This is a genomic window from Kitasatospora sp. NPDC004745, assembly GCF_042873275.1.
In the GTDB taxonomy this organism is placed as follows: domain Bacteria; phylum Actinomycetota; class Actinomycetes; order Streptomycetales; family Streptomycetaceae; genus Kitasatospora.
Genome location: NZ_JBIALK010000005.1, coordinates 117880 through 136801 on the forward strand (window position 1 = coordinate 117880; position 18922 = coordinate 136801).

Genomic DNA, 18922 nt, shown 5'->3' on the forward strand with positions numbered 1-18922 from the left:
CGTACCGGTCGGGTTCGTGTAAGTCGGGTTGGTGTAGGTCGGGTTCGTGCCCGGCAGGTTCGTGCCCGGAGCGTGAATTCAGGGTGCCACCACCACGAGGTGCCTGTTCGCGTGCGATCCTGCGCGCGCCGGCGACGCATGCCGTGCAGTCGGGCCGAACCCGGGGCGGTCCGGACGTCCGGACCGGTCCCCGGAGTGCGGGTGGCGCGGGCGGGGCGGAGCGGTCCGCGGTGGCGGCGGACCGCTCCACCGGCCGTCCGATCAGCCCGTCTTGACGGTGATCTCGCCGATGTCGGTGCCGAGGTCCAGGCGGTACTTGCCGTTCGGGTCGTTCTGGACGCCGATGTGCTTCTCGCCCAGGTCGGTCGAGGCACTGACATGGTAGGCGGCGGTCGGCACCGTCACCTTGATCTCGCCGTTGGAGGTCCTCGCCGTGATGTCCTGGGCCTTGCCGGGGGTGAGCGTGATCCCGCCGTTGTCGGTCTTGGCGTGGACCTTGTCGCCCTTGAGCGTGGTCCCCTTGATGTCGCCGTTGTCGGTGCGCACGTCGACCGCCCCGGCGACGTCGTCGAGTGCGATGTCGCCCGAACTGGTGTGCACCGTGACCTCTCCGACCTGCGAGAGCTTGACCCCGCCCGAGGACGTCCCGCCGCTGATCGGCAGCCCCGGCGGCAGCTCGACGGTGTAGTCCACCGAGCAGTTGCGTCCGCAGCCGCCCAGCACCAGCACGCCGCCCTCCACCCGGGTGGTCGCGCCGGGCTTGTCGCTCCGGTAGGTGATCGCGCGGTGCACCGCGGCCTGGGTGGCGCCGGCCTTGCCGCGGACGGTCACGTCCCCGGCGGAGGTGTCCAGCCGCACGGCGGTGATCCGGTCCGACACGGTCGCGTCGTCGTCGAACCTCGTCCCGACCGGGTTGCAGGCGCTGAGCACCCCGACCGCCAGCCCGCCGACCGCGAGCGCCCCTGCGTAACGCTGGTAGTGACCCATGATCAGTTCCCCCCACATCGTGCACATCGTGCGCGTTCGTCCCGTGAAAACCCCGTATGACCGCTCCTGTCCGGAGCCGTCCCGACGACAGTAACCGCGCGTGGTGGCCCGGGTCGGTGGTATTAACCCCCCAATGCACCCGGAGGCAGCCCGTACCCGCGGGCCCCGCGCCCGGCCGTCACCACCCCGTCGCCCACCGGCGGCCGCGCCGACGGATCCGCCTCGACCCGCCGCCCCTCCCCGCCCGTTCCGGAGCCCACGGGCCACCGCGAGACGCCGGCCCGCCTATCCCTCATCGGTCTCCTGGCCGACGGCTTCGTTGGCGCGGTCGATCTCGGCCATGTGCTCCTCCGCCCAGGTCCGCAGCCCCGCGAGCGCGTGACGAACGGCGTCCGGCTCAACGTCGCGATCGCCGGGGACGGACCGGCGGTCCTCCTGCTGCACGGCTTCCCGCACACCTGGCGGCTCTGGGGCGGCATCATGGGCCGGCTGGCCGGGCGGTACCGGGTCATCGCCCCGGACCTGCGAGGCTTCGGTGCCACTACCGGGCCCTGCCCACCAGCGCGCAGCAGATCCAGGACGCCGTGGCGACGGCCCGGCTGACCATGCCCACCATGGCCGTCGGCTCGCACCCCGTCGGCACCGGGCTCGAACGCCAACTCCGTCCCGTCGCCGATGACCTGGTCGGACACCAGCTCCAGGACTGCGGCCACATCATCCCCCTCGACCGCCCGGACGCCTTGTTCGCGCTCCTCGCCCCCTTCCTCTCCGCCGATCTGCGGAGTGACCGGAGCGGAGCCGAAGGAGAAGGCGGCGATGACGGTGACGCGACGCCGGTAGCACCGGGCAGGACCGCAGAGGGCGTTCTGCTCACGGTGCCCTGCTCGTCCGCCGCACGCCGATCGTCACCCGAACAGGGGGTGTGAGGGGGATTCGGCGGACTGCGGCGGCCGGGCGGCCTACGCTGCGAACGGGCGGGCCGGGTGCCGGCCGAGGCCGTCCGAGGGAATCGAGGAGGAGCCCGTGTCATCGTCCTGCGACCCCCAGGACGCCCCCGTCGGTGATGTGGGGGCGGCGCTCATGGTGATCGACTCGCGGCTCAGGGCCGTGTACGGGGGAAGGACCGATCCCGACCCCGAACAGCAGCGGCTGGTCGCCCAGTTCGCCGATTCGCTGGGCCCCGATGGGTTCGACGCGTTGTTGGACGGCGCCTGCACGCTCATCTTCATGTACATGAACTGGCTGCGGACGGTCTGCGAGAACCACGACGAGGACGTCATCGAGTACGTGGTGCCCAGCATGGTGGCCACGATGCGGATGATGCCCCTGACCTTCCGTCCCGAGGTGGTCCCCACCATGGCGGGCCTGCTGGTCGCCGCGGGCAGTGGTCTGAGCCCCAACCTGTGGCGCGCGCAGTACGGGCCCTGGACCGATGCCGAGATGAATCCGCTGGAGGCCACGGCCGCCCTGCTCGCGGAGCGCATCAACCGGATGTCCGGCGGCGACCAGGACTTCGCCACCCGACTGATCACCGACGCCCTGTCCGGCCTCGACGAGGACTGACCCGCCCGGGCCCGGCGCGCCGAAGGCCCTGCCGGATCCGCCGTCCCGGCAGGGCCTGCGCGTCGCGCGGTTCCGCGTCTCAGTAGCGCTTGATCGCGGTGATCCACGCCTTGTTCGCCTGGGCGACGCCGTCGTACGCGCCGGGCCACTGGCGGGCGGGGGCGCCGTCGTCGGTGCGCCAGTCGGCGATCTCCAGCATCAGCGCCGAGTTGAAGTTGGCGAGGGCGAGTTCGCCGCGGTCGCCGAGGGTGCCGGCGTAGTTCCAGTGCTGGTTGCCGCCCCAGGTGCAGGCCCACTGGCGGGCGGGTGCCCCGGGGTCGGTGCGCCAGTCGGCGATCTCCAGGCACTTGCCGGAGTTGCGGTTCACCAGCTCGAAGCCGCCGTTGTCGGGCACGTAGTCCCACATCTGGTTGGCGCCGCCGGTGCAGGCCCACTGGCGGGCGGGGGCGCCGTCGTCGGTGCGCCAGTCGGCGATCTCCAGGCACTTGCCGGAGTTGGCGTTGACCAGCGTGCTGGAGGTCGGGTTGCCGAAGCTGCCGCCGGCGGCGGAGGCGGGGGCGGCCGGCAGGGCGGCGGCCAGGGCCAGGGCGGCGCCGGCGGCGACCGCGGCCGGTCGGATGCGGGGGGAGGTGGTGCGGAGGGTCAAGGCGGACCGGTCCCTTGGGGAAGTGCTCGCGGGCGGAGCTCGTGGGGGAGAGGGGAGAGGGGAGAGGGCGGGGCACGGCGGACGCCCAGTACCCAGATCCGCGTCGGACCGGGCCCCAGCACAATGCCACAGGGCCCGTCCCCCACAGCCCGGACACGTGCCCGGACCGCCGACGCGCGAGAACTCTACGCAGGCACGGGTAAACCCCGGGCCAGGTGATGATCAAGATTCGGTACGGTCGTCTTCTCGCGGGTCATGGGCCGAGGAGCCTGCCTCGACGCGGGGGCGGACCCGTGGCCGGGCCGTCCGCCGGATGACCACCCGTCAGCCGGGCGCCGTACCGCCCCCGTCCGGGGCGTCGTCGCGGCCCCATCCCCGGCGGCGTACCGCCCCCCCACCCCCGGGTGTCGTCGTCGCACCCCATTGCATATCAGGGCCCTGATACATGTAAGGTCTCTGTTGAACCTGATGCTGCGCCACCCCGCCCGGAGGAACGACCGTGACCAGCCACGCCCCGCTCGACCGCATCGTCGCCGGCACCGGACCGGGTCTCGTCCTCATCCACGGCACCGGCGCCGAGGCCGCCTCCAACTGGGGCCCCCTCATCGACGCGGTGCGCGACCGCTACACCGTCGTCGCCCCGAACCTGCCCGGCGCGGGCGGCACCGCCCCCGAACCGGACCCCCTCGACCTCGACCACCTCGCCGACCGGGTCGTCGCCACCGCCCGCGCCGCCGGGCTCCACCGCTTCCACCTGGTCGGCCACTCGGTGGGCGCCGCCGTCGCCACCGCCGTCGGGGCCCGCCACCCCGGCGCCGTCGCCTCGCTCGTCCTACACGCCGGATGGGTCAGGACGACCCCGCGCGAGGCCTTCATGTTCGACCTGTGGGCACGCCTGCTGCGCACCGACCGGGACCTACTGGCCCGCGAACTGGTCCTCACCGCGATGGGCCCCGACCTCCTCGCCGCCCTCGACGACGCCCAGTTCGCCGAGATGGCCGCGAGCTTCACCGCCATGCTCGACGACCGCATCCTCGGCCAGATCGAGCTGGACGCCCGGGTCGACCTGCGCGACGCGGTGCGCCGCATCAGCGCGCCCACCCTCGTGCTGGCCAGCGCGGACGACCGGGTCATCCCGCCGCACCACCAGCGCGAACTCGCCGCCGCCATCGCCCGCGCCGAGTACCTGGAGGTCCCGGGCGGGCACGGCCTGCCGTTCGAGGACCCGGACCGCTTCTTCTCGGCCGTCACCGAGTACGTGGACAAGTGCCAGGCCCGGGAGGCCGCGGCCGCCGCCACCTGATCCCCGGCGTCCCCGGCGCCCCACCCACCCGGCCGGCCGGCCGTCTGGCCGGCCGGCCGTCTCCGGCCCCGCGGTCGGCCCCGCGGTCGGACGCGGGGCCGACCGTCAGCGCCCGCCACGGTCGGCGGCCGCGACCTCGCTCACCGCGTCGGCGACGGCGCGGTGGTCCTTCTTCAGGATCGCCCCGTGGTTGCTCGCGACCTTCGCGCTGACCTCGATGTTCGGGTTGCGGGTGGTCACGCCGTCGAGGCTGGTGCGGATCCGCTCCTGCTCGTCGCCGCGGCTCCCGAGGGAGGACCCCGACGCGACCACGTACCGCACCGGGACGGTGATGCCGTCCAGCACCGGGCTCAGAGCGCTCTCGCGGGAGATCCGCCCGAGCTCGATGTTGCAGTCCGACATCTCGTCGGCCGTCATCCGCGGGGTCAGGCCGGTCGGGCGCGCCAGCGGGAGGAACCAGCTCCACTGCCGGAACTGCTTGCGGATCCGCTGTTCCATGGCCTCGTCCAGCCAGTCGTACGGGAAGGCGCCGTCGACCAGGACCGCGCCCAGGGCGCGCTGCGGGTTCCTGGCGGCCCAGTGCGCCGCCACGAACGCCCCGTAGGACCAGCCCACCACCAGCGCCCGGTCCACGCCGCGGGCCGCGAGGACGGCGTCGACGTCGCGGACGGCGGCCTCGAAGGAGTAGTCGGACGAGCGACCGGACTTCCGGCCGCGGGCCCGCTCGTCGTAGGTGATGTGCCGCCAGTCCGTCCCCAGGTCGGTGATGACGTGCCGCCAGTACCCCTGGGTGGCGAACTGGCCGTTGAGGTAGAGCACGGGAATGCCGGGGCCGCCGCTGTCGGTGACGGCCAGGGCCGTGTCGTCGACCGGGACCATGCCGGTCCACTGCCGGGCGGTCGAGGTGCTGCTGTTCTTCGCCATGGTGTTCCCCCTGGTCGTGTCGTGCCGTGTCGTGTCGTGCCGTGTCGTGATGAGTCGTGTCGTGCCGAGTCGTGCTGCGTTGCGTCGGGCCGCGCCGAGTTGCCGTTGCGCCGCGTTGCGCCGGGCCGGGTCGGGTCGTGCCGGTGTGCCGGGGCGCCCCGGTGGTGTTCCGTCAGAGGCTGCGCGCGGTGATGTCGCCCTGGGAGGTGGTGGCGCGGATGTCGAGTCCGGGGGTGCCGTCGTTGCGCAGGGCGTTGCTGATGCGGCCGTGGCCGGTGCCGGCGTCGAGGGTGGCCGAGACGCCGGCGGCGGCACCGACGGTGATGTCGCCGGACTGGGTGCCGAGCACGACCGCTCCGCGCACCGCCTCGGTGATCCGGATGTCGCCGCGTGCGGTGCTGATCCGGGCGGGGCCGGTGAGGCGGCCGATCTCGACGTCGCCGTCGACCGCGGTCAGGCGCACGCTCGCCGCCTCGTCGATCTTGATCTGCCGGTACGCGCCGTCGAAGTGGACGTCGCCGAGGCGGCCGACGCCGCGCAGCTCGCAGCTGGCGGTCCTGGCCTCGACGCGGGAACCGACGGGCAGCTTGACGGTGACCTCCAGGGCTCCCGAGGGGCCGAAGAGCCGGTTCGCCGGTTCGGGGGTGCTGATCCGGAGGACGCCGTCGGCGTGGGTGACGGTGGTCTGCTCGGCGGTCTGGACGTCGCGGCCCTTGGCGGGGTTGGCGGGCCGGACCTCGACGGTGGTGTCGCCGCGGTCGGCGGCGATGAACTGGACGCGCCCGGCCGGGATGTCCAGGACGGCGGCGATCGGGGCGGGGGTGTCGAACTTCTGCATCGTGCGCTCCTGTGCTCGGTTGCCTGCGTGCTGTTTTCTGACAAGGGAAACGCTACGTTGCTTTCCATGTCTCGGCAACGTGCTTGTTGCGCAAAAACTCCTACTCTGCAGGTCAAGTGACAGTTTTCATTGCAATGGTCTCTCGCCTAACGCAACGCCAGTGACTCGCGGCATTGCAATGGGTTGGAGGTGAACGCTATGGTGAGGGCGCAGGGCCCCGGCGAAGGGGAACCGGGGGGCGCCGAGGGATGCCGAGGGCCACGAGGAACACCGCCAGGGGTCGTGAAGTGCGCCGTCCGCCAACGGCCGTCACGAACCGTCGAACACGGTCGAAGACCGTCGAGGAACACCGAGGAGACCGCGATGCCGGGAGGCAGGCTCACCCAGCAGGAACGCCAGCAGATCGCGCTGGGGCTGGCCGACAGCCTCCCCTACGCCGAGATCGCCCGGCGCCTGGACCGCCCGACCTCGACGGTCACCCGTGAGGTGATGCGCAACGGCGGCCCGACCTCCTACCGCGCCGACCTGGCCCACCGCGCCACCGAGCACCGCGCGCACCGGCGCCGGCCCGTGGCCCCCCGGGGTCCGGAGTCCGCACCCCAGCCGGACGGGCGCGACCCCGAGGCCGTGCGCGAGTACGAGGAGTCGCTCACCACCATCCTCATGCACTCGGGCCTGCCCAAGATGACGGCCCGGGTGCTGGCCTGCCTCTACACCACCGACGCGGGCAGCCTCACCGCCGCCGACCTCGCCCGGCGCCTGCAGGTCAGCCCGGCGTCCGTCTCCAAGGCGGTCACGCTCCTGGAGGGCCTGGAGCTCATCCGCCGGCAGCGCGACGAACGCCGCCGCGAGCGCTACATCGTCGACGACGACCTCTGGTACCAGTCGATGATCCGCAGCGCCCGGGACAATGCCACGTTCAGCGAGGCCGCCCGACAGGGCGTCGGCGTCCTCGGTCCCGGCACCCCGGCCGCCACCCGGCTGGAGAACGTCGCCCGCTTCCTCGACTTCGTCTCCGAGGGCATCGTCCGCGCCGCGGAACAGGCCCGTGACGTGCTCTACACCAGGCCCGAAACTCCCCAGGCCGCCGCCGACGCCGGCACCCCGGCCGCCGCCGACGCCGGCACGGCCGCCGACTCACCCGCCACCGCCGGGCCCGGCCCGGTCCGCGGCTAGGCGATCTCGTTCGGAGCATCGCATCATCGGATCGTCGGATCCGGTGTGTCGTCGACCGGTGCTCCGTGGGCCCGGACCTGGCCGTCCGAGACAGCCCGGTGCCGTGCCTCGGTTCCGAGCAGGGCGGCGGCTTTCAGGGTCTCCGACCAGCTGCCCGTTCCGAGTTCCTCCACGGGGCGCAGGAGGTCGGTGGCCTCCCCGACGACGAGATCTGGTTCACCGTCGATGCCCGGGCGGAGCCGTACACCCACCTCTTCCCCGGCACCCGCCTGGAGAAGGGCCTGCCCACCGACGCCCGGGGCGCCGTCCACTTCTCCCACCGCAGCGCCGAGACCGGGCGGACCTACACCGCCGACGCGGAGGTGGACTGTCTGGCCACCGGTGGCCCGGTCGCCACGCTGACGGCGGTCGTCACCAGGTCGGACACCGGCGAGGTCGGTCAGCGCATAGGCCTGAGCATCTACCAGGGCCGCGACGGGGGCCGCGTCGACGGGAGCGGCGGGAGCGGCGGCCGTGACGGTGCTCGCCTCGGGTTCTCCTGGGGCGTCGGGAACGTGGACGTCGGTGCCGACGGCAAGCCGTACCAGCCGGTGGTCGGCACCTGCATGGCACCTGCCCCCTTCGCACCGGTCCTGCGAGGCGGATTCACCGTCCACCACACCGAGTTGGAGGTGCGATGACACCAGGGCGTCACCCGAGGCATCACCCGGCGGGGGCGGCGATGGCCACCTTGCCCACGGCGCGGCCGTGGAGCAGGTGCCGGACGGCGGCCGCCGCCTCGGCGAGCGGGTAGACGCGGTCCACGACGGGGCTGAGCGTGCCCGCGTCGATCAGGGCGGTCAGGTCGCGCAGCCCGTCGGCGTGCTCGGAGGCGATGAAGGTCCCCAGGGTCTGGCGTGTGAAGGGAGAGAGCGCCTGGGCGCGCAACTGCCGGTCGGTGCCGCCGAGCCAACGGCCTTCCGTTTCACCGCCGGTGATGACGAGCCTGCCGCGGGTCGACAGGGCGCGGCGCAGATCCCTGAGGCTGCGGTTGCCCGCGATGTCGACGATGACGTCGTAGCGCCGCGGGTCGGCGAGGAAGTCCTCGCGGGTGTGGTCGATGACGTGGTCGGCGCCCAGGGCCCGTACGGCGTCGAGTTTGGGGGTGCTCGCGACGGCCGTGACGTGGGCTCCGAGGGCGTGGGCGAGTTGGACGGCGAAGGTGCCCACGCCGCCGGAGGCCCCGGTGATCAGGACGTGTCGGCCCTCCTGGACCTGCCCCCGGTCGCGGACGGCCTGGAGCGCGGTGAGCGCACTGATCGGTACCGTCGCCGCCTCCTCGAAGGAGAGCCCGGCCGGCTTGGTGGCGATCCGGTCGGGGCGGGCGACGGCGTACTCCGCGAAGGCGGCCGGTGCCGTGCCGTAGACCTCGTCGCCGGGTGCGAACCCGCTCACGCCGGGGCCGACGGCCGCGACGACGCCGGCGATGGTGCGGCCGGGGTTGGCCAGCTTCGGCCGGCGCAGTCCGCTCACGGGCCGCACCGCGTACGGCAGGCCGGCCATCAGGTGCCAGGTGCCCCGGTCGACGCTGGAGGCGCGTACCCGTACCAGCACCTCGCCCGGTCCGGCATCCGGCCGGGCCAGGCGTGCCACCTGCAGCACGGCCTCCGGCTCGGCGCCGTAGCACTCCTGCGCGATGGCCGTCATCGACCCGGCCGTCCTGGTGGGGGTCCGTCTGGTCGTGTTCTGCATCGTCCCTGCTCCCGCCTCCGCCGCCGCGCCCTTGCGAACTTACGGCGTAAGTCTCACTTACGCCGTAAGTACAGCACTTACGGCGTAAGGTCGTCAATGCCGGGAGTTCGCGGGCGCCCGGCCGGCCCGCGGCCGCCCGAAACCGCCCGAAACCTCCTGTGACCGCCCGACCAGCCCGCGAGAGTCCCTCACCGCCCCCGAGGCCACGACAGAAAGCGATCGCCGCTGTGACCCGACGCACCACCCCGCCCCAGCCCCGCGAGGCGCTCACCCGGCAGCGGGTGCTGCTCGCCGCCGTCCGGCTCGCCGACGCCGGCGGCCTGGAGACGCTCAGCATGCGCAGGCTCGGGGAAGCCGTCGGGGTCGAGGCGATGTCCCTCTACAACCACGTGGCCAACAAGGAGGACCTGCTCGACGGCATGGTCGACCTGGTCTTCGGCGAGGTCGACCTGCCCGCCCCGGGCGAGCCCTGGCGGGAGGCGATGCGCCGACGGGCGGACTCCATGCGCCTGGTGCTGTCCCGCCACCGCTGGGCCATCGGGCTCATGGAGTCGCGGGCGAACCCGGGCCCGGCCACCCTGCGCCACCACGACGCCGTCCTCGGCTGCCTGCGGCGTGCCGGGTTCTCCCTCACCCTGACCGCCCACGCCGTCTCGGTCCTCGACAGCTACATCTACGGGTTCGCCCTGCAGGAGAAGACGCTGCCCTTCGACACGCCGGAGGAGACCGCCGCACTGGCCGAGTCCATCGCGGCCGGCTTCGCCGACGGGCAATACCCGTACCTGGCCGAGATCGCGACCGCCCACGTGATGCGCCCCGGGTACTCCTACGGCGACGAGTTCACCTTCGGGCTCGACCTGGTCCTCGACGGTCTCCAGCAGGCCGCCGGTTGACCAGGCCTGCCGGCGAAGCGCAGCGCGACCCGCGCCCGGCGGACCGACTCCCCATCGCCCGCCGCATCGCCCGCCGCCCCGCCCGCGCCCCCCGAAGGGGTCGGTCAGCGCGGCGCGGCCGGTGCCTGCGGTCGGGCGCGGATCACCTCGCTCGGCGCCTGCGCACCCATGATGGTGTCCAACAGGTCCCGGGCGGAGGCGAGTTCGTCCATCTGCCGGGTGATCCGGGTGCGCTCCCGGGCCAGGCCCGCGAGCAGCTCCGGGCAGGTCGGGCCGGGGCGGCGGTGCCCCGGGGACGGCAGGCCCGGGAGGATCTCGGCGATCGTGGCGCTGTTGAGTCCGGCCGCGAACAGGGTGCGGATGGCGTGCACGGCGTCCACGTCCCGTTCGTCGTACTCGCGGTAGCCGCTGGGCCGGCGCTCGGGGCGGAGCAGGCCCTGCTCCTCGTAGTAGCGCAGGGCGCGCGGGGTGGCCCCGGTGCGCCGGGCGAGCTCTCCGATCCGCATCGTGGCACCTCCGTGGTCGGGCGACGGGCTGTCGGTCCATCGGGCTGTCGGTCTGCCGGTCCGCCGGTCCACCGGGTCTGCCGGGCCGTCGGTTCGGTGGGTCCGGGCCGCCGGACCCGGACGTCCGACTTGACCCTGCCGCCGGCGTGAAGGTCTAGCGTAACCGCCATGCCGAACCGACGATCTTCCTCAACCACCCCTTTCCGTAGCGCCGTTGCCGTGCTGGGCCTGGGCCCGATGGGGCGGGCGCTGGCCGGGGCACTGCTGGCCGCGGACCATCCGGTCACCGTGTGGAACCGCACGCCGGGCCGGGACGCCGACCTGCTCGCTCACGGCGCCCGATCCGCCGTGAGCCCAACGGCCGCGGTGGCGGACGCCCCGCTCGTCCTGCTCTGCGTCCGCGACCAGACGGCCGCCCGCGGCGTCCTGGACGCCGCCGGTCAGGCGCTGCGCGGCCGGACCGTCGTCAACGCCACCTCCCTTGCCCCGGACGACGCCCGGGCCAACGCCGCCGACGCCGAGGCCCGGGGGCTGCGCCTCCTGGACGCCGCGATCCTCACCCCGACCGCGACCATCGGCACCCCCGGGGCCACGATCCTGGTCAGTGGCGACCCGGAGGCCCACGCCGCGCACGGCGCCACGCTCCGGGCCCTGGGCACCGTCCACCACGTGGGCTCCGACCCCGGACGGGCGGCGGCCTTCGACGCGGCCCTGCTCGACCTGTTCTGGACCACCGTGCACGGCTACGTCCACGCCCTAGCCCTGGCCCGTGCCGAGGGCATCCGCGGCGCCGAACTCGCCCCGTACGCCCAGGGGCTGCCGCTCCTGCTGCCTCCCCTGATCGAGGACTTCGCCCGCCGCGCGGACGACCGCCACCACCCGGGCGACCGCAGCAGCGTGGCCTCCGCCGAGGCCGGGCTGGCCCACGTCGCCCACACCGCCCGGTCCCGCGGCCTCGACACCTCCGTCCTCGACGCCGCCCTCGCCCTCACCCGGCGGGCGGCCACGGCCGGCCACGGCCCGGAGGGGGTGTCGTCCCTGGTCGAACTGCTCGCCGGCTGACCCCGCCTCGGCGCCGGTCCCGGTGACCGGCCCCGGCGGCAACGCAACGGGGGAGGGCCCCGTGGGCGGGGTCGAAGCTCCTACGGTTCGTCAAGCCGCTCGGGCTGCGGGACGAGACTCCGGCGGGACCATCGGCGGGGGGTTCCTGGCGTGTTGAACCGGACCCGGACACTCGGCCTGCCGCCATGGCGGTCAGGGTGCCGGTCGGCACGGGCTCGCTGTGCTTCCTGCCGCCTGGGCCCCCGCGGCCCACGCTGCAGAACCCCGGGCTCCCGGCGGCCGTGCTCGCCGCGATCGCTGCGGGCCCGACGACCGCCATCGGGATTCCCGGCCAGGTCTGGACGTCCGCGACGGCGGTCTCGTCGTCCCCGGTGACCTCGGCCACGACGCGCCCTGATCGTCGACCACCGCATCGTGCACGGCCTCCTCGACGACCACCTCGCCGGCACCGGCCGGCCGGTCGTGCCCGGCGACCTCGTCCTGCGCCACCTCGTCCCTCCCTCCCCGGACGCGGGGCGGGAACGGGGGAGGGGTGATCATCGGGGCCCGGGGGTGCGTGACAGGCTGCTGCGCATGGAGATCGGTGACGCGCCGCTGGCCGGCGACTGGGTGGTGGGCGAGGTGTCGGGCGGGGCCCGGGGTGAGGCGCGGGATGAGGCAGGCCGTGAGGCGTCGGATGAGTCAGGCCGTGAGACGCGGGGTGCGGTGTTGACGGTGTGTCCGGAGCTGACGGACGCCGAGCTGAACGAGCTGTTCGGGATGTCGTGGCCCGGGCACCGGCCGGTCCCGTTCGCGCCGGTGCTGTCGCGCAGTCTGGCGTGGGTCGCGGCACGGCGGGGCGGCCGGCTGGTCGGCTTCGTCAACGTGGCCGGCGACGGCGGCCTGCAGGCCTTCGTCCTGGACACGACGGTGCATCCGGACGAACGCAGACGGGGGCTCGGCGTGCGGCTGGTGCGGGCGGCCGCCGACGAGGCGAGGGCCCGCGGCGCCCAGTGGCTGCACGTCGACTACGAGCCGCACCTGGAGTCGTTCTACGCCCGGTGCGGGTTCCGGCCGACCACCGCCGGACTCCTGCAGCTGTGACCGGCCGGTGCCCGCGCCCCGCCCCGTGCCCGACCCCGCCCCGCCTCGTGCCCGACCCCCCGGGTCAGCCCGTGGTGGCGGGGCCGGGCGGGAGGTGCACGGTCATCACCAGGTGGCAGGGGCCGGTGCCCGCACCGCGGTAGGTGTGGGCGGCGTCGCCGTCGAAGGTGGCGGTCTGGCCGGCCTCGACGGTGTGCTCGGTACCGTCCACGACCAGGGTCATCCGGCCCGCGGTGACGTTGACGGTCTCCACGACCCCGGCCTGGTGGGGGTGGCTGGGGTACTCCTCGCCCGGTTCCAGGCGCCAGCGCCAGACCTCGACGGGGGCCGGGCCGGAGGTCGTGAGCATGAGCCGGGCCTCGCCGCCCCGCTCGCCGGTCCACAGCGGCGCCACGTCCTCGGCGGCCACCACGCGCACCCGGCCCTCGGCCCGGCCCTGCATCAGGGCGGACACGGAGATGCCGAGGGTGTCGGCGAGGCGGACGAGGGTGGCCAGGTTGGGGTTGCCCTGGGCCTTCTCCAGCCCGACCAGGGCACCCTTGCTGACCTGGGCGCGCCGGCTGAGCTCCTCCAGGGACAGGCCGGCCCGGGTGCGGGCCGCCCGGACGTTGTGCGCGACCGTCCGCAGGGCCGCCGCTGTCTCGGTCACCTGGCCACCTTCCTCACGTTGCTCGCGTAGACCATTCCGCTGCACCGTGCGGTCACTCCGTTGGTGCCGCGCGGTCGATCTGTTGTACGTTGTGGTCGTTCCACTGACATCGTAGGGGATGCACCGTGATCGCTCTGCTGCTGGCCCTGGGCAGTTCCCTCGCCTACGGGTGTGCCGATTTCTTCGGCGGCCTCGGCGCCCGCAAGGCCCACGTACTGCGGACCGTGCTGATCGCCGCCCCGGCCAGTCTCGCGGTCGAGCTGCTGCTCTGGCCCGTCCTCGGTGCCTCCTTCGACGCCGGAGCCGTCGGCTGGGGCACGGCCTCGGGCGTCGCCTCGGCCGCCGCGTTCGCCCTGCTCTACCGGACGCTGGCGATCGGGCCGATGAACGTGCTGTCCCCGGTGACCGCGCTGGTGTCCGCCGCCCTGCCCGTCGCGGTCGGGCTGCTGCAGGGCGAGCACCTCGGCGCCGCCGGGCTGGTGGGCCTGCCGTTGGCGCTGCTGGCCGTCGTGCTGGTCAGCGCCGGACACGGCGCCGGCGCGGCGCGCCCCTCCCGCACCGCGCTGCTGCTGGCCTTCGGGGCGGGCGCCGCCATCGCCCTCCAGCTGGTCTGTCTGCACCAGGCCCCCTCGGGCAGCGGCGTCGGCCCGCTGATCGTCGGCCGGGCCGTCTCCTCCGCGGTCACCCTGGCCGCGGCCGCCCTGCTGCGCCGCAGGCTGGGCACCGAACGGCCCGCGTACGCGCTGTCGGCCGCGGCCGGCGTCCTGGACTCCGTGGCGAACCTGCTCTTCCTGCTCGCCGTCCGCAGCGGCGACCTCACCGTCGTCGCCGTGGTCACCGCCCTCTACCCGGCCGCCACCGTCCTGCTCGCCCGCGCCGTCCTCGGCGAGCGGATCCACCGGAGCCAGCTCCTCGGCCTGGGCGTCGCGGCCCTCGCCGTCAGCCTCCTCGCCCTGGCCTGACCCCGGCTCCCGAGTCCTGACTCCCGGCTCCTGACCCCGGCCCCGATTCCTGACCCCGTCCCCCCGCCCCCGACTCCTGGCCGCCGCGCCCCGAACCGCGCCCCGAACCGCGCCCCGAACCGAGCCCCGCCGCCCCGCGAGCCCCCACGAAACGGACCCCCCGTGCCCGACTTCCGCCTCGACCCCGCCGTCGCCGACGCCTTCCCCGACGCCCGCGTCGCCCTGGTCACCGCCACCGGCCTGCGCGGCCGCGACCCCTGGCCCGCCACCGAAGCCGCCCTGGCGGACCTGGAGCGGCAGGTCGCTGACGGCACCTGGCAGCCCGCCGACGAGAGCGACCCGCGCATCGGGGCCTGGCACCTCGCCTACCGTTCCTTCGGCACCAACCCCCGCCGGGTCCGCCCGAGCGTCGACGCCCTCGGCCGCCGCCTCGCCAAGCGGGGCGCCCTGCCGCGGATCAACCCGGCCGTGGACTCCTACAACGCCGTCTCCGTCCGGCACGGCCTGCCCGCGGGCGCCTTCGACCTGGACCGGGTCACCGGTGACGTCGTCATCCGGCGCGCGGACGGCACCGAGGCCTTCACCCCGCTCGGCGAACCCGACACCGTCGAACACCCCGCGCCCGGCGAGGTCGTGTACGCGGACGCCGTCGGCGTGCTGACCCGCCACTGGAACCACCGGGACGCCCACCGCACCCGCGTCACCGAGGACTCCACCCGCGTCGTCTTCCTCCTCGAGACCCTCCACGCCACCCGTGACGGCCACCTCCTCGAGGCCGCGGTCGGTCGACTGCGGGGCCTGCTCACCCCGCACGCCGACCACACGGCCGTGCACCACCTCGACCCGGCCCGCCCGCAGGCGTCGGCCTGAACCGGAGCGCCCCGGCCCCGGCTGTCCGGAGCGGCGGACGCCGGCCCGAGCTCCTCGCCCGCCCGAACCCCCGCGGCCCGTGCCGCACCCCGGGCCCCGCCCCGACTTCAAGAACCGCATCCCCGCCGCCTTCGCCGGCGGCATCGCCGACCGCCCCGCCACCACCTTCGGCAACGTCAAGGCCGACGTCCTGGCGCACTTCGTCCCGGGTTTCGAGCGCGCCGACTTCGTCGAGGTCATCCGGGGCTCCGCATGGCCCGAGTAGGCCCGGGGGTTCGGTCTTGGTCCTGGTTGCGGTCCAGTCCCGGTCGGTCGCGGTCGCGGTCCGGCCGGGCTCCGGGCCGGCACCCGGGACCGGGGCCGGGGCCGCCACCGCACTGCCGAGCCTCCGTCAGCGACTTTCGACAGTGGTCGAACTAGGCCGATTCGTGCCGTTTCCCCCGTGCGTCGCCCGCGCCGGTGGCACACTGAGGTGTCCATGACGAATCCAGAGTCGGGGTGTCGTCACCGGGAGGGCCGGCACGCCCGGACCGACGGTCGGTCCACGGAAGGTCGGCCTACGGATGGTCAGCCCCGCCGGGGCCGGGAATCCGCAAGCCGGACCGCCGCCGGACGGGCCCCGCCCGGCTGCCTCCCGTCGCCCGACCGCCGCACCGGCGGCGACCGGGACCCCCGACGCGCGAAGGAGCACCTCCTTGACCACTCACCCCAGGTACGGGGCAGGCCCGCGGACCTTACTGGCGCTGATCGCGGCGCTCTGCGGGATCCTCGGCGCCACCACCGTCGCGGCGACCCCCGCGGCGGCGGCCGACCAGCGCCACGCGATCTACGCCATCGCCCACCGCGTCGACACCCTGGACGGCGTGGACGCCGCCCTCGGCCACGGCGCCAACGGCATCGAGATCGACGTCTGCGCCTGGTGGAACCCGAACGAATGGCGGGCGTACCACGACTGCTCCTCCGCGGGCGACAACCGGTACGGCCCCAGCTTCGACAGCATGATCGACCGCATCCTCTCCAACGCCAACGCGGGCCGCCGGCTGAGCCTGGTCTGGCTGGACATCAAGGACCCCAACTACTGCGGGGAGCAGCCGAACCGCACGTGCAGCGTCGCCGGTCTGCGCGACAAGGCGCAGCGGCTGACGGCCGCCGGCATCCAGGTGCTCTACGGCTTCTTCGAGTACCACGGCGGCAACACCCCGGACGTCGGCGGGCGGGGCTGGAAGAGCCTGGAGGGCCGGCTCGGCCCGCTGGAGGGCATCACCACCACCGGCACCCGCGACCAGGCCCAGGGCGCCTTCGACCGGTCCGGCTCGGGCTTCCCGACCGGCCACCGGGCGATGGACTACGGCGACAGCGACATCACCAAGGGCTTCGGCAACTGCACCGAGGCCACCTACAACACCTGTGCGGAGCTGAAGAAGGGCGCCGCCGACCGCTCGGCGGGGCGGCTCGCGGCGACGCTGTCCTGGACGACCACCTACAACGACCCGTGGTACGTCGACAAGCTGCTGGGCGACGCCCGCGTGGACGGCATCATCGCCGGGTACGGCGCCTTCACCGGAGTCCGCGAGTACGACAACGGCTGGCAGTGCGCCAACGCCGTCAACCTCGTGCGCGACTGGGTGAACCGCCACAGCTCCACCCACCGCATGGCCACCAGCGGCGACCGTCTCTTCAGGTAGCGGTCGGCCCAGGCCGCCGGCCCCTTCGTGGAGGTCTCCTCCCGGAGGCCCCCGCGCAGGGGCCGGCCGGCCGGGCGCCCGCGGTCGCGGACTGGCCGGGGGCCGTTCAGGGGCCGGCGGTCGGGCCCGGCGAGCGGACCCAGCCCCGGGCGCGTCGGCCCCTCCTGCGCCGCAGGCGCTCGTACTCCTCGGGGCCCGTGACGAACCGGCAGGCTCCGCTCGCCCGGTCGACGACCACCGGGAAGGCCCCGCCGAACCCCCGCACCCGCCCCGCGACGGGGTGGGGCGCGGCCCGGAACGCGAACAGGTGGGAGCCGTCCAGGGCGAGCCCCGGTGCGGGGAGGACCTCGCAGCCGAGCTCCTCCCAGCGCGCCACCCTCGCCCGGAGGAAGGCCTCCGCGAGCACCCGCGCCCGCTCGACGTCCAGGTCGGCCGCACCGCCCAGGCCGGTCACACCGGCCGCGCCGGCGGCTGCGGTCACGTCGGCCGTGTCCGCCACGTCAGTCCCCGTCCCGGTCCGTCGTTCCGCCGGTGCCGGGGTGGACGTGCACCGTCCCGGCCTGGATCACCATTCCGTGGACGGTGCCGCTCAGCTCGTTGCGGACCCACACCCCGCCGGTGCCCTGCCGCCCGGCACCGGGCGTCCCGGTGCCCGTGCCGGTGCCCGCGCCGGCCGCAGTGCTTGCCCCGGGATCCGCCTCCCGGAGTGCGGCGCGTCGAAGGTCCAGCAGCTCCCGGGTCGGCAGACGAAGGGCGCGCGCCAGCGCCGCGACGGTGTCGGTCGTCGGAACGGGCCCGCCGACCCGCAGCGCCTCGTGCACGGTGGTGCGGCCCAGCCGAGCCCGGGCGGCCAGCTCGGTCACGTTCAGCCCGGCCAGGGCCCGGCCGTCGGCCAGGTGCCTGCGCAGTTCGGCGAGCGGGCCGTCGCCCGCCCGGCCGGTGTCCTCCTCGTACGGCATCTCCACCCCCAGGACGGTGTGTTCGACGGTGTTCGTCCTCGTCCGTGCGCACCACGGCGAACACCGCTCCCGGAAGCGTAGGGCACGTCAACACCCCACCGCCTCAAGGGAGACCACCGTGACCCGTCTCGCCCTCCTGCTGCTCGCCGCCGGCGTGCTCGTCGTGTTCGCGCTGCTGGCCGCCGTCGGCGCGGCCGTCCTGGCCCGCCTGGACGGCGCGACCCACCCGACCGCCCTGACCCGCGCCGCCGCGGCCTTCGCCGCCGTGCTCACCCTCGCCGCCGTCGTCGCCGGCGCCCTCACCCAACTCCTGAGCTGAGCGCGCACCACACCGGACGGGGGTTCAGGCCCCCGGCTCCTGCTCCGGCTCGCCGACGAGGTGGATCCGCTTGCCGAGTTCCGCTGCCGCCCAGTCCAGGTCGGCCCGGAGGTCCAGCCAGACCCGGTCCTTCCGCTCCCCGGGCCGGTCGAGCCCGACCGCGACCCAGCTGAAGACGCCGGTGAGGACGTCCCGCTCGCGTCCGGGCGCGGTGACGGCCAGGGCGAAGGAGGCGGCCAGCCCGGCCCGCCGGACGATCATCAGGTCGTCGCGTTCGGGGCTGCGCGGCCCGCCGGTGAGGTAGCGCGGATCGTCGAGGATCTTGACCCATTCCACCACCGCTCCCGGCGCCTGGCTGGTCAGGCAGTCCACGATGGAGCCGCGCACCGCGGCGGCGGGATCGCCGAGCCACTCGAGCCAGTGGTCGGAGTCGGTGAGCCTGGCGAAGTCGTCCTTGGGCGGGCCGTAGCCCGGGTTCTCCTCGAACTCGCCGGTCAGCTTCCCGTCCGGGCCGACCCGCCAGACGCCCCGGACGGCCTCGGCCGGAACGTAGCCGTCGGGATCGCCGATGTAGGCGTAGTCGATCGCCGCGATCGACCCGCCGGGGTTCGCCGCGGCCTCCGCGACGAGTTCGGGCGGAGGCGACTGCAGGATGCGCCGCTGCTCGGCCGGGATGTCCCCCATGGTGCTGCCAACCCCTTGCCGTGTCGTCGGCGGTCACCGCACCTCGTCCGGGCGGGCCTGCCGTTGACCAGGAATGCTCCCA

At 74.5% G+C, this 18922-nt stretch carries 22 protein-coding genes and 2 pseudogenes; 13 read left to right on the forward strand and 11 right to left on the reverse strand.

The features are described from left to right. Positions 1-261: 261 nt before the first annotated feature. Positions 262-987, reverse strand: coding sequence for a DUF4097 domain-containing protein (locus ACFYUY_RS11730; RefSeq protein ID WP_387900147.1), 726 nt, complete (start codon positions 985-987; stop codon positions 262-264). A 285-nt stretch (positions 988-1272) separates the two neighbouring features. Next, positions 1273-1431, reverse strand: a complete 159-nt coding sequence (locus ACFYUY_RS11735; RefSeq protein ID WP_360206581.1) for a hypothetical protein — start codon at positions 1429-1431, stop codon at positions 1273-1275. Here ACFYUY_RS11735 and ACFYUY_RS11740 point away from each other — a divergent pair. Both ACFYUY_RS11740 and ACFYUY_RS11745 read left to right on the forward strand, forming a co-directional pair. Then, positions 1366-1766, forward strand: a pseudogene (locus tag ACFYUY_RS11740) (alpha/beta fold hydrolase); the annotation flags it as partial. The gene ACFYUY_RS11735 and the pseudogene ACFYUY_RS11740 sit on opposite strands and share 66 nt — an antisense overlap. Positions 1767-2010: 244 nt before the next feature. Continuing rightward, positions 2011-2550: a hypothetical protein gene (locus ACFYUY_RS11745; protein ID WP_360206503.1), complete on the forward strand. Its 540-nt coding sequence runs from the start codon at positions 2011-2013 to the stop codon at positions 2548-2550. A 79-nt stretch (positions 2551-2629) separates the two neighbouring features. Here the strand turns inward: ACFYUY_RS11745 and ACFYUY_RS11750 are convergent, their stop codons facing one another. Continuing rightward, positions 2630-3196: an RICIN domain-containing protein gene (locus tag ACFYUY_RS11750; protein ID WP_360206500.1), complete on the reverse strand. Its 567-nt coding sequence runs from the start codon at positions 3194-3196 to the stop codon at positions 2630-2632. A 499-nt stretch (positions 3197-3695) separates the two neighbouring features. Here ACFYUY_RS11750 and ACFYUY_RS11755 point away from each other — a divergent pair, with 499 nt between their 5' ends. Further along, on the forward strand, positions 3696-4499 hold the full coding sequence (locus tag ACFYUY_RS11755; RefSeq protein ID WP_360206497.1) for an alpha/beta fold hydrolase: 804 nt from the start codon (positions 3696-3698) through the stop codon (positions 4497-4499). A gap of 105 nt (positions 4500-4604) precedes the next feature. Here the strand turns inward: ACFYUY_RS11755 and ACFYUY_RS11760 are convergent, their stop codons facing one another. Both ACFYUY_RS11760 and ACFYUY_RS11765 read right to left on the reverse strand, forming a co-directional pair. After that, a complete protein-coding gene (locus ACFYUY_RS11760; protein WP_360206494.1) occupies positions 4605-5423 on the reverse strand; it encodes an alpha/beta hydrolase in 819 nt (272 codons plus the stop codon). 172 nt (positions 5424-5595) lie between these two features. Next, entirely contained in the window at positions 5596-6261 is a 666-nt protein-coding gene (locus tag ACFYUY_RS11765; protein WP_387900150.1) for a DUF4097 family beta strand repeat-containing protein, read from the reverse strand. 363 nt (positions 6262-6624) lie between these two features. On the opposite strand from ACFYUY_RS11765, the gene ACFYUY_RS11770 reads away from it, so the two are divergent. Together ACFYUY_RS11770 and ACFYUY_RS11775 are read left to right on the forward strand one after the other, a co-directional pair. Next, positions 6625-7437 carry a helix-turn-helix domain-containing protein gene (locus ACFYUY_RS11770; protein ID WP_387900152.1) on the forward strand — a complete coding sequence of 271 codons (813 nt, stop codon included), beginning with the start codon at positions 6625-6627 and terminating at the stop codon, positions 7435-7437. Positions 7438-7502: 65 nt separating this feature from the next. Continuing rightward, on the forward strand, positions 7503-8117 hold the full coding sequence (locus tag ACFYUY_RS11775) for a hypothetical protein (protein WP_387900154.1): 615 nt from the start codon (positions 7503-7505) through the stop codon (positions 8115-8117). Between the two features lie 22 nt (positions 8118-8139). On the opposite strand, the gene ACFYUY_RS11780 is transcribed toward ACFYUY_RS11775, so the two are convergent. Further along, positions 8140-9168 (reverse strand): NAD(P)-dependent alcohol dehydrogenase, encoded by a 1029-nt coding sequence (locus ACFYUY_RS11780; RefSeq protein ID WP_387900156.1) that lies wholly within the window; start codon positions 9166-9168, stop codon positions 8140-8142. Between the two features lie 227 nt (positions 9169-9395). Between ACFYUY_RS11780 and ACFYUY_RS11785 the strand changes: the two genes are divergently transcribed. Further along, positions 9396-10061: a TetR/AcrR family transcriptional regulator gene (locus tag ACFYUY_RS11785; protein ID WP_360206477.1), complete on the forward strand. Its 666-nt coding sequence runs from the start codon at positions 9396-9398 to the stop codon at positions 10059-10061. 104 nt (positions 10062-10165) lie between these two features. Here ACFYUY_RS11785 and ACFYUY_RS11790 read toward each other — a convergent pair whose 3' ends face one another. Further along, positions 10166-10567, reverse strand: a complete 402-nt coding sequence (locus ACFYUY_RS11790) for a MerR family transcriptional regulator (RefSeq protein WP_360206474.1) — start codon at positions 10565-10567, stop codon at positions 10166-10168. A 219-nt stretch (positions 10568-10786) separates the two neighbouring features. On the opposite strand from ACFYUY_RS11790, the gene ACFYUY_RS11795 reads away from it, so the two are divergent. Together ACFYUY_RS11795 and ACFYUY_RS11800 are read left to right on the forward strand one after the other, a co-directional pair. Further along, a complete protein-coding gene (locus tag ACFYUY_RS11795; RefSeq protein WP_387900158.1) occupies positions 10787-11629 on the forward strand; it encodes an NAD(P)-binding domain-containing protein in 843 nt (280 codons plus the stop codon). 759 nt (positions 11630-12388) lie between these two features. Then, positions 12389-12712, forward strand: a complete 324-nt coding sequence (locus tag ACFYUY_RS11800; RefSeq protein WP_387900472.1) for a GNAT family N-acetyltransferase — start codon at positions 12389-12391, stop codon at positions 12710-12712. A 64-nt stretch (positions 12713-12776) separates the two neighbouring features. Here ACFYUY_RS11800 and ACFYUY_RS11805 read toward each other — a convergent pair whose 3' ends face one another. Continuing rightward, positions 12777-13361 carry an XRE family transcriptional regulator gene (locus tag ACFYUY_RS11805; protein ID WP_360206430.1) on the reverse strand — a complete coding sequence of 195 codons (585 nt, stop codon included), beginning with the start codon at positions 13359-13361 and terminating at the stop codon, positions 12777-12779. Positions 13362-13486: 125 nt separating this feature from the next. On the opposite strand from ACFYUY_RS11805, the gene ACFYUY_RS11810 reads away from it, so the two are divergent. The 4 genes and pseudogenes from ACFYUY_RS11810 to ACFYUY_RS11825 all read left to right on the forward strand — a co-directional run bounded on the left by ACFYUY_RS11810 (position 13487) and on the right by ACFYUY_RS11825 (position 16878). Then, the gene (locus ACFYUY_RS11810) at positions 13487-14323 is read left to right on the forward strand and encodes an EamA family transporter (RefSeq protein WP_387900160.1); all 837 of its coding nucleotides are present in this window, start codon (positions 13487-13489) and stop codon (positions 14321-14323) included. Positions 14324-14485: 162 nt separating this feature from the next. After that, a complete protein-coding gene (locus ACFYUY_RS11815; protein WP_387900162.1) occupies positions 14486-15193 on the forward strand; it encodes a B3/4 domain-containing protein in 708 nt (235 codons plus the stop codon). Positions 15194-15287: 94 nt separating this feature from the next. Continuing rightward, a pseudogene (locus ACFYUY_RS11820) lies at positions 15288-15458 on the forward strand (diguanylate cyclase); the annotation flags it as partial. A 430-nt stretch (positions 15459-15888) separates the two neighbouring features. Further along, positions 15889-16878 carry a phospholipase gene (locus ACFYUY_RS11825; RefSeq protein WP_360206421.1) on the forward strand — a complete coding sequence of 330 codons (990 nt, stop codon included), beginning with the start codon at positions 15889-15891 and terminating at the stop codon, positions 16876-16878. Positions 16879-16984: 106 nt separating this feature from the next. Here the strand turns inward: ACFYUY_RS11825 and ACFYUY_RS11830 are convergent, their stop codons facing one another. Beyond that, positions 16985-17359 (reverse strand): hypothetical protein, encoded by a 375-nt coding sequence (locus ACFYUY_RS11830; RefSeq protein ID WP_387900164.1) that lies wholly within the window; start codon positions 17357-17359, stop codon positions 16985-16987. Positions 17360-17378: 19 nt separating this feature from the next. Next, on the reverse strand, positions 17379-17843 hold the full coding sequence (locus ACFYUY_RS11835) for a helix-turn-helix domain-containing protein (RefSeq protein WP_387900166.1): 465 nt from the start codon (positions 17841-17843) through the stop codon (positions 17379-17381). A gap of 112 nt (positions 17844-17955) precedes the next feature. Between ACFYUY_RS11835 and ACFYUY_RS11840 the strand changes: the two genes are divergently transcribed. Further along, entirely contained in the window at positions 17956-18156 is a 201-nt protein-coding gene (locus ACFYUY_RS11840; protein WP_387900168.1) for a hypothetical protein, read from the forward strand. Between the two features lie 24 nt (positions 18157-18180). Here the strand turns inward: ACFYUY_RS11840 and ACFYUY_RS11845 are convergent, their stop codons facing one another. Further along, entirely contained in the window at positions 18181-18840 is a 660-nt protein-coding gene (locus ACFYUY_RS11845) for a hypothetical protein (protein WP_387900170.1), read from the reverse strand. Positions 18841-18922 lie beyond the last annotated feature (82 nt).